Genomic DNA, 13393 nt, shown 5'->3' with positions numbered 1-13393 from the left:
CTATTAGGCGCCCCATCCGGCTTGCTGGCCGCCCACGCGGTCCTCGTTGATCTTCTTCTGGTAACCGCTGGCCTTGAACGCGGCCAGCGGGTCTGCGGGCAGGCCGCGGGACTCACGCCACTCGGCCAGGACCGGCCGGACGTCGGTGTAGAACGCATCGTTGAAGATGCCGTTCGCTGCAAGGACGTCGCCGGCGCGCTGGGCTTCGGCCAGGGCGGCGGTGTCGATCAGCAGGGCGCGGGCGGTCATTTCCTGGACGTTCAGGACCGAGCGGATCTGGCCCGGGATCTTTTCTTCCAGGTTGTGGCACTGGTCCAGCATCAGGGCAACGCCGGAGTCTTTGCCGAAACCGCCGCCGCGGATGACCTCGTGCATGATGCGGAAGAGCTGGAACGGATCCGCGGCACCCACAATCAGGTCGTCGTCGGCGTAGAAGCGCGAGTTGAAGTCAAACGAGCCAAGCTTGCCCAGGCGCAGGAGCTGCATGACGATGAACTCGATGTTGGTGCCCGGGGCGTGGTGGCCGGTGTCCAGGCAGACGAAGGCCTTCTCGCCCAGCGCCAGGGTCTGGGCGTAGGAGGTGCCCCAGTCCGGAACGTCGGTGTGGTAGAAAGCGGGCTCGAAGAACTTGTACTCGAGCACCAGGCGCTGCTCGTCACCCAGGGCGGAGTAGATTTCCTGCAAGGACTCGGCAAGTCGGTCCTGGCGGCCTCGGATGTCGTCCTGGCCCGGGTAGTTGGTGCCGTCAGCCAGCCAGATCTTTAGGTCCTTGGAACCCGTGGCGTGCATGATGTCGATGCAGTCCAGGTGGTGGTCGATGGCCCGGCGGCGGACCGTCCCGTTGGAGGACGTCAGCGAACCGAACTTGTACTCGTCGTCCTGGAAGGTGTTGGAGTTGATGGTTCCCAGGCCAACGCCCAGCCCGGCCGCGTAGTCCTTAAGGGCGGCGTAGTCATCCACCTTGTCCCACGGGATGTGCAGCGCAACGGTGGGGGCCAGGCCGGTCAGCTCATGGACCTTCGCCGCGTCCGCAAGCTTCTCCTGAACGGTACGCGGGGTGCCGGGCGTGCCGAACACCTTGAACCGCGTCCCTGAATTTCCATAAGCCCACGAAGGGACCTCGATGGCAAGCTCCTCGAGCCTGCCCAGCGCCGTTGCTACGTCATTCATGATGGTTCTTTCCGGTGTCTTGTAATGCTGGGTCTGGTGTTCCGCCCCACTGCTGGAGCCCGTGTTCGTCAGCTGGCTGAGGACTCCGCCGCCGCAAGCTGACTGTCGAGGTTGAAGACTTCCTCAAGGACCTGGAACCCCTCGTCGGGCGCCTGGTCCGTGTCTTCGAAAAGCGTGGCCATTTCTGCCTGCCAGCGGGCATTAACGTCCGCAAGCGCCATGCGTGCCCGGGCTGCGTCAAAGTCGTCGCACTCCAGGTAGCCGATCAGGAGCCCGTCCTGGCCGAGGAAAAGCGAGTAGTTATTCCAGCCGGCGTCCTTGAGTGCGCGGAGCATCTCCGGCCACACAGCGGCATGCCGCCGGCGGTATTCGTCGATCAGCGCCGGCTGGACCGAGGAACGGAAGCACACCCTCATCTGGACTCTCCTGAAATAGCAATTCTTTGAATCGTTTCATTGTTACGATTCAAAGTACTCTTGAATTTGAGTAGGTGTCAAGCATTTCTGCCAGCGGTCCACGAACCGGGCTGGACGCGCGGCACAGGGAGCAGCAGCACGGAGAATCATGAATCGCTCAGCCAGTATCAAGGACGTCGCCAACCACGCCAGCGTCGCGGTCGGCACGGTGTCCAACGTGCTGAATTACCCGGACAGGGTTTCCCAGCGGACCAAGGATCGGGTACTCAAAGCCATCGACGAGCTCGGCTTCGTCCGCAATGACGCCGCCCGCCAGCTGCGGGCCGGCCACAGCCGCACCATCGGCCTGATCGTCCTGGACGTGGGAAACCCGTTCTTCACCTCAGTGGTACGCGCGGCCGAGGATGCAGCGGCGCTCAACGGCAGCGCGGTACTGCTTGGCGACAGCGGTCACGACGCCGCCCGGGAAGCCAACTACATCGACCTTTTCCAGGAACAGCGCGTCCAGGGACTGCTCATTTCACCCGTGGGCGACGTGACGGAACGGCTGGACCTCCTCCGCGAGCGCGGGGTGCCCACCGTGCTGGTGGATCGGCTGGCGGACGAAGCGAAGTTCAGCTCGGTGGCAGTGGATGACGACGCCGGCGGGTACCTCGCAGCGCGGCACCTGCTGGACACCGGGCGCCGTCGGCTGGCCTTTGTGGGCGGTCCCACGTCCATCCGGCAGGTGGCGGACCGTCTCCAGGGCGCGCAGCGTGCCGTGAAGGAAGAGCCGGACGCGACACTTGAGGTGCTCGAATCCCAAGGGCAAACCGTCCTGGCGGGGCGCAGCGTGGGGGATTCGCTGGTGGAGCGGGGCGGTGGCGGGCTGCCGGACGGCATCTTCTGTGCCAACGACCTCCTGGCCCTGGGCGTCATGCAATCCCTGACCATGACCCACACGGTGCGCATCCCCGAGGATGTCGCGCTGATCGGCTATGACGACATCGATTTCGCCGTGTCTGCCGTGGTTCCGCTGTCCTCCATCCGGCAGCCCACTGAAGCGCTGGGACGTACCGCCATCGACCTTCTCTCCGAAGAGGTGGAATCCCAGAGTCCCACGCACCGCTCGGTGGTGTTCACCCCGGAACTCGTGGTCCGGCAGAGCACAGGGACGTCTTCCGCCGGCTAAGCAGCCAACGCTCGTCAATTACCCGACTGCAGCCACTTCATGGACTCCGTCCGGGAGGTGAAGAAGCGGGTAGGGCATGGCGGGATGTGGACGCCCAGGAAGAAGTTGGCAATGATCCGGTCCACGGGGCTGGCTCCCAGCAGCGCGATGCGGTTGGCCGCGCACGGAATGGAGAACACGGAGCGGGCAGCCCTGGTGACGTCCTCGGTGGTCGCCATATCCACGAGCATCGGGTAGCTGGCTCCCCCCGCGATCCGGTTAACCGCTGCCATCGCCGCTTCCGCGTCCTGGAGTTCTATCCGGACCTTTGGTTCCCAGATCAGGTGGATGACGCCGTCCGGACGCAGGTCCACGGACCCCTTGCCGCCGTCGACAATTAAAGGCTCCAAACCCAGCGTCCCTCCCTCAACCAGACCCGCATGACTCTCCTATCCTGCCGTAACTTCGACGCCCATCCGGTCACGGCTGCGAGAATTGCGGCAAAGATGGCTGCTGCTCTTGTGGGGGGCCGGCAGCAGAAGCAAGGATTGGTTATGGATGACCTGCGGCACACAGCCAGAGACCTGCTGCAGCGGAAAGACCGTGGCCTGATCGATCTCTGGATCCTCTACTGGAACCATGGCGGGCGCTGCCACCCCTTCGAATTTGATGCCTTTGTCCACGACGTTTTACCCCTTGCCTGGTTTGACATGGACGCGTTGGCCGTGGCTGTTGAGGAACTGTCGCTGGAAAGCATAGCCTGATGGATGCCCGCTTTAGTTACAGATGAGCAGAACCTGCTGCTGAAGTCCTGGCTTGGTCCATTCAGGGTGGTCAAGGACTACTCGTGGCCGCTGCAGGACACCTGCGTGCTCCACGTGATAACGCCGGCCGGCGGGAGCTTCGTCGTCAAGGCGAGCACTACCAGCCACCACATCAGGCGGGAAATAGGCGCCCTCCAGGGAGGCTTACCCGGCCTCCACGGTAAAGCTCCTGTGCTCAGGCATGGATCGGTTGGGGCGGGCGTGCTGGTTACCGAGTTCCTGCCCGGAAGCTCAGTGGAGCGCTCCCCTGCTGAGCACGATCCCGATACGTACCGCCAGGCGGGCGCCCTTCTCGCGAAACTTCATCGTCCTGCCGGGACATCCGGTGACTACGCCAGGAAGATTGCCCGGCAGACGGAGTTGCTGATCCGCTCGGCCCGCGGGCTCCTGGGCGGGGACACTTTGGCCCGGGCTGCAAAGGAGCTTGCACGGCTCGAGCTGCGGCCTGTACAGCTGGTCACCACCCACGGGGACTACCAGCCGAGGAACTGGCTTGATGACCAGGGCCGGATCAAGGTCATCGACTTCGGAAGGGCCGACGCCCGGCCCTGGATGCATGACCTGGTGCGCCTCACCCACCAGCAGTTCGTTGGGCAGCCGGCGCTCGAGGAAGCTTTCTACAGCGGATTCGGGAAACGTCTCCAAAGGTCCGAAGCGTCCGTGTGGCAGCTGGAGAACCTGAACCAGGCCCTCGGAACCGTGGTCTGGGCACACAAAATCGGAGATGCCGCTTTCGAGCGATCCGGCGTACAGAGGGTGGAGCGGACCCTGGCGGGTCTTTAGCTGAGCCGTCCTTGACTCAACGAGGGTTCGCGGCCAGACGCCGTGGGCTTAAACGCCTGTGGTGCCGGCAGCACCTTGGGAGAATGGAAGCATGGAATTCAACCGGCTGCTGCAGATCCGGCGCATCTACGCGCAGAGTGCTGCACTGGAGCTTCCCAGGGGCAGGGAAATCGTCGAGCGCTGGCCGGACGCCGAGGTGGTACTTGTGGAGAACCACTGGAACATCCCCGAGGTGCACGGCGAAGAAACAAATGTCCCGCGCTGGTCCCGGATCAAGACGGAGGCGCTGGTGCTCGGCGTCAAGAAAGCGCTCAGCGTCAAGCCGAACGGCCGGTCCGCGGACTTCATTGCCCCGTCAACCGCGAACGGGTGCGCCATGGCGTGCGCCTACTGCTACGTACCCCGGCACAAGGGGTACAGCAATCCGGTCACCGTCTTCGCGAACATTGACCAGATTTCCCGGGCACTTGAACGCCATGTCATCCGCCAAGGCATCAAGTTGGAGCCCAACCAGTGCGACCCGGAACTTTGGGTCTACGACATTGGCGAGAACAGCGACTGCTCCGTCGACGCCCTCATCAGCAACAACGTGGAGGATCTGGTGACGCTCTTCCGCGACCTGCCCACCGCCAAGCTGTCTTTCGCCACAAAGTACGTGAATCCGGCAATGCTCAGCTGGGACCATGGAGGCCACACCAGGATGCGGTTCTCCCTCATGCCCGCAGACCTGGCGAAGTCGGTAGACGTTCGAACCTCGCCGGTGGCTGAACGCATGGCTGCCATTAACGACTTCGTTGATGCCGGGTACGAGGTGCACGTGAACTTCTCCCCCGTGATCATCACCGACACCTGGCTCAGCGACTGGGAGGTGCTCCTGCGCCAGCTCGACCACACCCTTAGCGCCGCCGCCAAGGCCCAGCTCGCGGCGGAAGTCATCTTCCTGACCCATAACGAACGGCTCCACGAGGTCAATCTCGGATGGCATCCACAAGCCGAAGACGTACTGTGGCGCCCGGACCTCCAGGAATCGAAGGTCTCCTCCAACGGCTTCACCAACGTCCGCTACCGCTCAGGAACGAAGGCGCGCTACGTGAAGCAACTGACGGACCTCGTTGAACAGATAGCGCCGTACTGCCGCATCCGCTACGCGTTCTGAAATGCCCAGCCGACGGCACGTGACAGGGGTCAGGTGCAGTGCCCCGCGCTACACTAAACCCATCATGAACGGTGCGCGTCCCCGTCTTCTCGCGTGGCTGGTCGTCCTGGCGACCTTCCTCGGGGCGTGCGCGCCCGCCGTCGGACTCGATGAGACCGATACCCAACAAGCTGCCAGCCAACAAGCAGCCCCGGTTGAACCGGCCCCGCCGTCCACGGCCGGGGCAGATCTCGCACCCCAGGGCACCACAGCCGCCGCTCCCCTGAGCGCGGCACCCGTCACGACGCCGGCGCCTGCCCCGCCTCCGGTTCCCGCCGCGCAGCCGGCCCCCGCACCTGCTCCCGAACCCCAGCCGTACGCCTTTAACCTCTATCAGGAGGGGGATTTCGTTCCGCAGTACACGTTTGACTGGTGTGTTGCGGCAAGCATCCAGATGGCCCACAACCTCATCGACGACACGGGAGGCGCCACCTGGGCAGATTCCGCCCAGCAGGGCGAACTGTGGGAGATGGCCCGGGCCCGATCGTCCAATTCCTTCAACGGCGCCAATCCCCTTGGCTGGGCCCAGGTACTCACGGAAACCGGCATGGGTCCCTACAGGGTGGTCAGCGTCCCCGACTATGGGGTTGCACTCCAGACGGCTGCACAAGCCATTGCCGAAACAGGCAGGCCTGTGGGGCTGGTCATGTGGAGCGGCCGCCACGCGTGGGTCATGAGCGGGTTCGAGTCAGTCGGCGACCCCGCGCAGCTCCCGGCGTTTACTGTCACCGGCGTCAGGGTCCTGGACCCGCTCTACCCGCACGGCAGCGGGCAATGGGGTCCGTCACCCGCGCCCAACAGTTTGCTCACTCCTGAGGAGCTTGCCACACAGTTCGTGGTCCGTGAGCCGCGGCGCTGGAGCAGCGAACTGCCAGCTGGCTACCTCCTGGTGCTCCCGGTGGCCGGGGCGTGAGGGGTGCAGGATCGCCAGGAAATGACGGGATGGCAGGTCGGGCGCCAAAACTCCGGGAGGGCGACCGGGTGGCGGTGATGTCACCGTCTTTCGCTGCTCCAGGCTTCGCACCCGCAATTCACGAGCAGGCCATGAACCGGCTCGCTGCCGCTACCGGCCTGGTACCCGTGGAGTTCCCCACGACCCGGCAACTCGGTGCACCGGCTGAAGACCGTGCTGCCGACCTCAACGCGGCCTTCGCTGACCCCACAATCCGTGCCATCCTTGCCACCATCGGCGGTGATGACCAGATCACTGTCATTCCGCATCTGGACCCCGGACCCGCCCGCGCCGACCCTAAAATCTTTCTCGGCTACAGCGACAACACCAATCTGCTGAACTGGCTCCGGGCCCACGGCATCAACGGTTACTACGGTGGTTCCACCCAGGTACACCTCGGTCCCGGTCCGGACATTGACACAGTGCACCTTGCATCCCTCACAGCCGCACTGAAGACCGGCGGCGAGCTGACCGTGACCGATCCGGGTGAATCCGAGGACTTCGGCCGGGACTGGCATGATCCGAAGGCCCTTGCGGAATGGGGCGAACGGGAGCCCACCGAGCCATGGGCATGGGCCGGACCGGAGCGGCTGGTGTCGGGACGGACCTGGGGCGGCTGCCTCGAGGTCATCGACCAGCTCGCGCTGGCGGGCCGCCTGCCGCCGGTTGAGGAGCTCCAGGGGTCCATCCTGCTGCTGGAAACCAGCGAACTGCTCCCGCCTGCCGACTGGGTCAAACGGTGGGTCCGTTCCCTTGGCGAGCGGGGCATTCTCTCTGCCGTCCACGGAGTTCTCCTGGCCAGGGCGCCAACCAGCAATTTCGACGTCCGGCCGGAACAGGACGAGCGCGCCCGGCTGCGGGCTGCGCAGCGGGACGCCGTGATCGGGGAGGTCACCCGGTACAACCCCGGCGCCGTCGTCTGCGTTGGAGTCCCCTTCGGGCATACCCGCCCGCAATGGATCCTGCCCTACGGCGGCCTGATAACGCTCGACGGGTCAGCCCGCACCATCAGCGCCAACTACGACTGAGCCGCCGGGCTCCATCCTTACAACGCCGTAGACTCGCCGGATGAGTGACATCGACTGGGATTCCGCACGCGCGAGCAACCGTGCCAATTGGGAAGACCGGGTTCCCCTGCATGAGAAGGCCTATGGGATCAGCGCTTTTGACGAGCCCGGTTATCTCACGGGCGTCATCCGCACGGATGTGGCCGCCCTCGCACCGTTCCTCCCGGACGGTACTGTTTCCGGCCTGGATGTGTGCCACCTTCAATGCCACATCGGCACCGATACGCTTTCCCTGGCCAGGGCGGGAGCCCGCGTCACCGGCATTGACTTCTCCCCTGGCGCCCTCGCATCCGCCGCCCGCCTGGCGGAACGGCTGGGCATCGATGCAACGTGGATCGAGACCGATGTCCTCGAGGCCCGCGCTGCCGTAAACGGCGACTTTGACCTTGTGTACACCAGCATTGGAACCATCAGCTGGCTCCCGGACCTCCGGCGCTGGGCGGACCAGGTGGCGGCCCTCCTCAAGGCCGGCGGAACCTTCTACATCCGCGACGGGCATCCCGCGCTGTATGCGATTGACGAACACGCCGAGGGACTGACGCTCAGGTATCCGTACTTCAACGACGGCGGGCCACAGGTCTGGGACGACGCGTCCACCTACGCGGGCGGCGGCACAGTGGCTCATTCCCGGACGTACCAGTGGGCACATCCCTTGTCGGACATCATCAACGCCCTCCTTGCGGCGGGCCTGCAGATTCTCAGCTTCGACGAGGGCAGGACACTGCCGTGGAAGTTTGCCCCACGCATGGTGGAGGTGGCGGAGGGCTTCGCCTGGCCCGAAGCCGAACGCGGCCTCGTCCCCTGTACCTATACGATCATCGCCAGGAAGGAAGCCGGGTAGCTACAGCTTCTCCACCACCAGGTTCCGGTACGCGGCCCGGAGCGGTGCCATCTGCCGGAAGCCCACATAGCCGCCGGCCAGCACTTTTCCGGAGGGGTCCTGCCAGTCAAAAAGCGGCAGCCCGTTGATGGCGAATGCGACGCGCGGCCCGTCCTTCACCACCTCCAGGCGGTAGAAGTCCACCGCGTCCCCGGCCGGCGGCAGCGGATCGGCACCCTGCGCCACCAGTTCAAACCCGGCACTCTTCCGCAGGTTGCAGGTCCGGAAGGCCCGCTCGCTCTCATACTTGTGCCGGAAATAGGAGATGTGCAGGGCGTCGATGTCCCCGGAATGGTATTGCGGGTAGTACCCGGTCCGCGGCGTGAGCTCCGCGGAAAACAGGTCCTGCCCGCCGTGCCCGCGGGCAGCGAAGAAGAGCATGGCCAGCCCCGGCTCCTCCAGCGGCAGGAACTCCCAGCTGATCCGGATTCCGTCCGGGAACTCCACAGGGCACCACAGGGTCCAGTGCGCGTGGTCGCCGTATTCCTCGTCGTCCAGCGCTCCGGACAGTTCCAGTGCATCCCCGTGGGTGCCGGGGCTGGCCGGACCTTCCGCCACCCAGTCCCCCACGTCCGCCGGCGAGGTGAGAGCGTTGCTGTAAAGCACCTTCGCGGCCAGGCCGGGCGTTTCCACTTAGCCCCGTCCCGCCGTCGTGCGCTCCAGCCTGACAGCGACGAGCCCCAGCTGCTGGAGCTCGGTAGCGACGTGCTCAGCCACCAGGGCGGCGCCCTGCCGGGAGAAGTGGGTATTGTCGGTCAGCCCGTCCGGCCAGTAAGCGTGCGAGCCCGGCTCGAAGTGGCAGAAAAGGAACGCCGACTCCTCGCGCCCCAGCCGAAGGTACAGCCCGCGCGTCCACGCATTCAGGTCAATGACAGGCAGCCCCAGCTCCAGGGCGATTTCCCGGACCACCTCAGGGTAGTCCTCCAGGCTCTCCTCCAGTCCCTGGTCCACAGCAGCGTCCGACGGCGGCCCGTCCAGGAAGTGCCTGCGCTCCACTGAGGTGCACAGGACAGGCAGCGCCCCCAGGCTTTGCACTTCCCCCACCATGGTGCGCAGGTTCGCCGCGTAGCCTGTCCGGGCGGCCAGGTGCTGCTTTTTCTGGTCGTTGTGGCCAAACTGGATCAGCACCAGGTCCCCTTCGCCGGCTTCCGCAAGCAGCTGGGCCCACAGTCCCTCCTCCCGGAAGGACTCGGTGCTGGCCCCGCCCTTGGCGAAGTTGTGAACGGAAGCGAAGGCGTAGACGTGCGGAGGAAGCTGCGCTCCCCAGCCGCTCATGGGGTACTCGTGGGTGGGGCAGTTGGCCACCGTGGAATCTCCGGCGAGCAGGATTTTCATGCTGTGCTTTCTGTTGGTTGCCGGCGTCCCATCAGCCCTTGACGGAGCCGATGAGCATGCCTTTGGCGAAGTGCTTCTGCAGGAACGGGTAGAAGATCAGGATGGGAAGCGTGGCCACCACGATGACCGCGAACTTGATGCCTTGCTCCGGCGGGATGTAGTTCGGGTCCACGTTTCCGGTCCCCAGCAGGTCCGATGACGCCGTCACCTGGCGCAGGTACATCTGCAGAGTCCACTTCGAGTTGTCGGAGAGGTAGAGCAGGGGTGACATGAAGTCATTCCAGATGCCCACGGCGTAGAACAGCGCGAACGTTGCCAGGACCGGTTTGGACAGCGGCAGCAGGATCCGCCAGAGAATGCCGATTTCGGTGGCGCCGTCCATCTTGGCCGATTCCTCCAGCTCCTGCGGAAGTTCCTGGAAGAAGTTCTTGATGATGATCAGGCTGAACGGGTTGATCGCCGCCGGCAGGATCAGGGCCCAGTAGGAGTTCAGCAGTCCCAGGTCCTTGACCAGGAGGAAGGTGGGAATCATGCCGCCTGAGAACACCATGGCGAAGACCACCAGGGACAGGATGACCTGCCGGCCGCGGAGGGTCTTTTTGGCCAGCGGATAAGCCATCGTCACGGTAAACGCCAGCTGGACCAGGGTGCCCACGGCGGTGACCAGGACGGTGGTGACCAGCGCGCGGATGAAGGCCGGGGTGGAGAAGATGTACTCGTAGGAGCCCAGGGTGAACTGCTCCGGCCAGACAAAGAACGCACGCCGGGTGATTTCGGCTTCGTTCGCGAAGGACCCTGCGATCACGTAGATGAACGGCAGCAGGGTGATGATGCCGATCAGGGACAGGAAGGCGTAGTTCGCGGCGTCGAAGACCCGCCCGCCGGTGGTGTTGTGGACTTTCATGGCTAGAACAGTCCGCTCTGGTTGAAGCGCTTGGCCAGGGCGTTGGTGCCGAAGATCAGCACGATGCCCACCAGGGATTTGAAGAGGCCGACGGCGGTGGAGTAGCTGTAGGCGCCCTGGGTGATGCCCACGAAGTAGACGTAGGTGTCGAACACGTCAGCGACGGAGCGGTTCAGTGCGTTGGTCATCAGGTAGATCTGTTCGAACCCGGTGTTCAGCATCTGCCCGATGGCCAGGATGAGCATCACGATGATGGTGGAGCGGATGCCGGGCAGGGTGATGTGCCAGACCCTGCGGAACCGGCCGGCGCCGTCAATGATGGCGGCCTCATACTGGTCCTGGTCCACGGTGGCCAGGGCTGCGAGGAAGATGATGGTGCCCCAGCCGGTGTTCTTCCAGATTTCCTGGAGCACAATCAGCGGCCGGAACCAGTTCGGATCGGACAGGAAATCGATGTTGGTGCCCATGACCGAGTTCAGGAACAGGAACAGCGGGCCGAAGTCCAGTGCGAACAGCAGGAAGCTCAGCGAGGCCACGATGGTCCAGGACAGGAAGTGCGGGATGTACACGAGGGTCTGGACGGTGCGCTTGAGGATGGAGAGGCGGACCTCGTTCAGCAGCAGCGCCAAAACGATGGTCAGCGGGAACGCGATCCCCAGGTTCAGGAACGCGAGGATCAGGGTGTTGCCGAGCAGCCTGGGAAAGTCCGGGTTGGAGAAGAAGTCCTGGAAGTGCTGGGTTCCCACCCACGGGCTGCCGTTCACGCCCAGGAACGGGACGTAGTCCTTGAACGCGATGCTGACCCCGTACATCGGGGCGTACCGGAACACCGCGAAATACACCACACCAGGCAACAGCAGAAGGTACAGCCACTTGTAATGCGCGAAATGGACGGAAAACTTGCCCCTCGGGACCTTGGGCGGCTTGCGCGGCTTGGAGCTTTTGCCCGTATCCGTCCCGGGGCCCTGGCCGTGGCCGATGTTCGAGGCCAGCGCGTCTGTCAGCTGCGACATTCAGGGCCTCCTTTCTGGAAGTGGTGGGTGGGTACTGCAGCGGCAGGCTCCACGGGAATGCGCGGAGCCCGCCGTGACCGCAGGGACTGTTACTTGTTGTCCTGCCAGAGCTTGTTGATCTCTTCCTTGACCTTGTCGCCGCCGCTGGTGTTCCACAGCTTGATGGCGTCCTTCAGCCCCTGCTCATCGATCTGGCCCGCCAGGTACTTGATGCGGGCGTCGGCCACGATGTTGTCCAGCTGCGCACCCTTGGAGACGTAGGTGGCGGAAACGTAAGGCGCTGCCGGGTTGTAGACGGCGCTCTTGAGGTCCTCGGCCATCACTTCGGTGCGCTTGTCAAAGACCTGCTGCTCGTAGTCAGTGGGCTGCTTGACCGGGTAGAAGGTGTTGCCGCCAACGTTCATGCCGAGCTGTGCGTAGCTCTTGATGTCCGTGGTGACAGCCTTGGATTCCTCGGTCTCGGGCTTGATGGAGGCCGCCTTGCCGTCCTCCACCGTGAAGTTCACGCCTTCGATGCCGTTGTTCAGGAGGATGGCCACCTCCTTGCCGTTCATGGTGTTCAGGAACTCCAGCACCTTGTCCAGCTCCGCTTCCGTGCGGACGCTGGACTTGGGGATGGCCAGGAAGCCCGAGTAGCCGTCCGTGGGGTGGGCGTGCAGTTCCCCGTCAGGGCCTTCAAGGTTGCCGACGAAGCCCACCTTGTTTTCAAAGTTGTTGGGATCGGCCTGCTTGAACAGGTTGATGAGGACGCTCACGCGGGAGTCCACGTCCACGATGATGCCGCCCTTGCCGTTGAAGAACGGCTCGTTCCACTTGGTGGGATCGAAGGTGGCGAAGTCCGGGTTGATGAGCTTCTCGTCCACCATTTTCTTGACGAACCGGTTGGCTTCGAGGAATTCTTCCGTTTCGAAGCTGGGAATGAGCTTCCCGTCTTTTTCCGTCCAGCGGTTTCCGGCGCCGTACCACTCCTCAATCAGGTCATAGGGACTGTTGCTCCCCAGTGCACCCCACTTGGGGATGGTGATGCCCCAGGTGTCGTCCTGGCCATTGCCGTCCGGGTCCTGCTCGGTGAACGCCTTGGCCACCTTGTACAGGTCTTCAGTGGTCTTGGGAGCCTCCAGGCCCAGCTTGTCCATCCAGTCCTGGCGGAACATCACGGCTGCACGCATCGGGGCGCGGCCACGGAAAACGCCGTAGACCTTGCCGTTGATGCTGGCGTTCTGCTGGATGTCCGGGAACGAGGTCTTCAGGTTCGGGTAATCCTCCAGCTTGTCCGTCAGGTCCCAGAAAGCGCCCGCTTCCGCGTTCTTGACGAAGCCGGGGGTCTTGCCCTGGATGACCATCACGTGCGGGATCTCGGAGGATGCCAGCGTGATGTTGGTCTTGTCCTCGTAGGAGGCGTTGGGAGCCCACATGATGTTGACGTCCTTGCCGGTGAGCTCTTCCAGCTTCTTCTGGACCGCACCGTCGGCGCTGGGCGGCTGCGCTTCCAGGAACGGCGCCATGATGGACACTGTGGCAAGGTCAGCGGCCGGGGCTTCGCCACCACTGCAGGCCGTGAGCGACATTGCCGTGACCGTCACGACGGCGGCCGCAAGGGAGAGTTTTCTGCGGATCATGTTTTTTCCTTTTCCACTTCTTTGGGGTTCGTTGGTTGGAGACCGTAACGTTGATACGTTTCAAGCAGGAAGATGAGGGGACGAC

Annotated in this window: 15 protein-coding genes; 7 read left to right on the top strand and 8 right to left on the bottom strand. The window is 64.0% G+C overall.

The genetic code is table 11. The features are described from left to right. Positions 1 to 3: 3 nt before the first annotated feature. Positions 4 to 1170, bottom strand: coding sequence for an L-rhamnose isomerase (gene rhaI, locus CXX84_RS18375; RefSeq protein ID WP_102978168.1), 1167 nt, complete (start codon positions 1168 to 1170; stop codon positions 4 to 6). 68 nt (positions 1171 to 1238) lie between these two features. Then, positions 1239 to 1586 carry an L-rhamnose mutarotase gene (locus CXX84_RS18370; RefSeq protein WP_102978167.1) on the bottom strand — a complete coding sequence of 116 codons (348 nt, stop codon included), beginning with the start codon at positions 1584 to 1586 and terminating at the stop codon, positions 1239 to 1241. A 148-nt stretch (positions 1587 to 1734) separates the two neighbouring features. Here CXX84_RS18370 and CXX84_RS18365 point away from each other — a divergent pair, with 148 nt between their 5' ends. Continuing rightward, positions 1735 to 2757, top strand: coding sequence for a LacI family DNA-binding transcriptional regulator (locus CXX84_RS18365; RefSeq protein ID WP_102978166.1), 1023 nt, complete (start codon positions 1735 to 1737; stop codon positions 2755 to 2757). Positions 2758 to 2771: 14 nt separating this feature from the next. On the opposite strand, the gene CXX84_RS18360 is transcribed toward CXX84_RS18365, so the two are convergent. Further along, positions 2772 to 3146: an STAS/SEC14 domain-containing protein gene (locus CXX84_RS18360; RefSeq protein ID WP_102978165.1), complete on the bottom strand. Its 375-nt coding sequence runs from the start codon at positions 3144 to 3146 to the stop codon at positions 2772 to 2774. Between the two features lie 30 nt (positions 3147 to 3176). Between CXX84_RS18360 and CXX84_RS19375 the strand changes: the two genes are divergently transcribed. From CXX84_RS19375 to CXX84_RS18330, 6 genes are all read left to right on the top strand, one after another. Then, entirely contained in the window at positions 3177 to 3500 is a 324-nt protein-coding gene (locus tag CXX84_RS19375) for a hypothetical protein (RefSeq protein WP_223253161.1), read from the top strand. Positions 3501 to 3503: 3 nt separating this feature from the next. Next, positions 3504 to 4343 (top strand): aminoglycoside phosphotransferase family protein, encoded by an 840-nt coding sequence (locus CXX84_RS18350; protein ID WP_102978163.1) that lies wholly within the window; start codon positions 3504 to 3506, stop codon positions 4341 to 4343. 91 nt (positions 4344 to 4434) lie between these two features. Beyond that, positions 4435 to 5499 carry a spore photoproduct lyase family protein gene (locus tag CXX84_RS18345; RefSeq protein WP_102978162.1) on the top strand — a complete coding sequence of 355 codons (1065 nt, stop codon included), beginning with the start codon at positions 4435 to 4437 and terminating at the stop codon, positions 5497 to 5499. Between the two features lie 64 nt (positions 5500 to 5563). Continuing rightward, positions 5564 to 6451 carry a hypothetical protein gene (locus CXX84_RS18340; RefSeq protein ID WP_102978161.1) on the top strand — a complete coding sequence of 296 codons (888 nt, stop codon included), beginning with the start codon at positions 5564 to 5566 and terminating at the stop codon, positions 6449 to 6451. A gap of 29 nt (positions 6452 to 6480) precedes the next feature. Continuing rightward, entirely contained in the window at positions 6481 to 7518 is a 1038-nt protein-coding gene (locus CXX84_RS18335; RefSeq protein ID WP_102978160.1) for a S66 peptidase family protein, read from the top strand. A 40-nt stretch (positions 7519 to 7558) separates the two neighbouring features. Then, positions 7559 to 8398 (top strand): class I SAM-dependent methyltransferase, encoded by an 840-nt coding sequence (locus CXX84_RS18330; RefSeq protein ID WP_102978159.1) that lies wholly within the window; start codon positions 7559 to 7561, stop codon positions 8396 to 8398. Here the strand turns inward: CXX84_RS18330 and CXX84_RS18325 are convergent, their stop codons facing one another. The 5 genes from CXX84_RS18325 to CXX84_RS18305 all read right to left on the bottom strand — a co-directional run bounded on the left by CXX84_RS18325 (position 8399) and on the right by CXX84_RS18305 (position 13308). Further along, on the bottom strand, positions 8399 to 9070 hold the full coding sequence (locus tag CXX84_RS18325) for a DUF1961 family protein (protein WP_102978158.1): 672 nt from the start codon (positions 9068 to 9070) through the stop codon (positions 8399 to 8401). It lies immediately after the preceding gene. Continuing rightward, complete coding sequence (locus CXX84_RS18320; RefSeq protein WP_102978157.1) at positions 9071 to 9772, bottom strand: rhamnogalacturonan acetylesterase; 702 nt, start codon at positions 9770 to 9772, stop codon at positions 9071 to 9073. A gap of 31 nt (positions 9773 to 9803) precedes the next feature. Then, positions 9804 to 10676 (bottom strand): carbohydrate ABC transporter permease, encoded by an 873-nt coding sequence (locus CXX84_RS18315; RefSeq protein ID WP_102978156.1) that lies wholly within the window; start codon positions 10674 to 10676, stop codon positions 9804 to 9806. Positions 10677 to 10678: 2 nt separating this feature from the next. Beyond that, on the bottom strand, positions 10679 to 11689 hold the full coding sequence (locus CXX84_RS18310; protein WP_223253160.1) for an ABC transporter permease: 1011 nt from the start codon (positions 11687 to 11689) through the stop codon (positions 10679 to 10681). 89 nt (positions 11690 to 11778) lie between these two features. Further along, a complete protein-coding gene (locus tag CXX84_RS18305; protein WP_102978155.1) occupies positions 11779 to 13308 on the bottom strand; it encodes an extracellular solute-binding protein in 1530 nt (509 codons plus the stop codon). Positions 13309 to 13393 lie beyond the last annotated feature (85 nt).

Source organism: Arthrobacter sp. AFG7.2, from assembly GCF_002892835.1.
In the GTDB taxonomy this organism is placed as follows: domain Bacteria; phylum Actinomycetota; class Actinomycetes; order Actinomycetales; family Micrococcaceae; genus Arthrobacter.
This window is presented reverse-complemented; position numbering and strand designations above follow the sequence as displayed.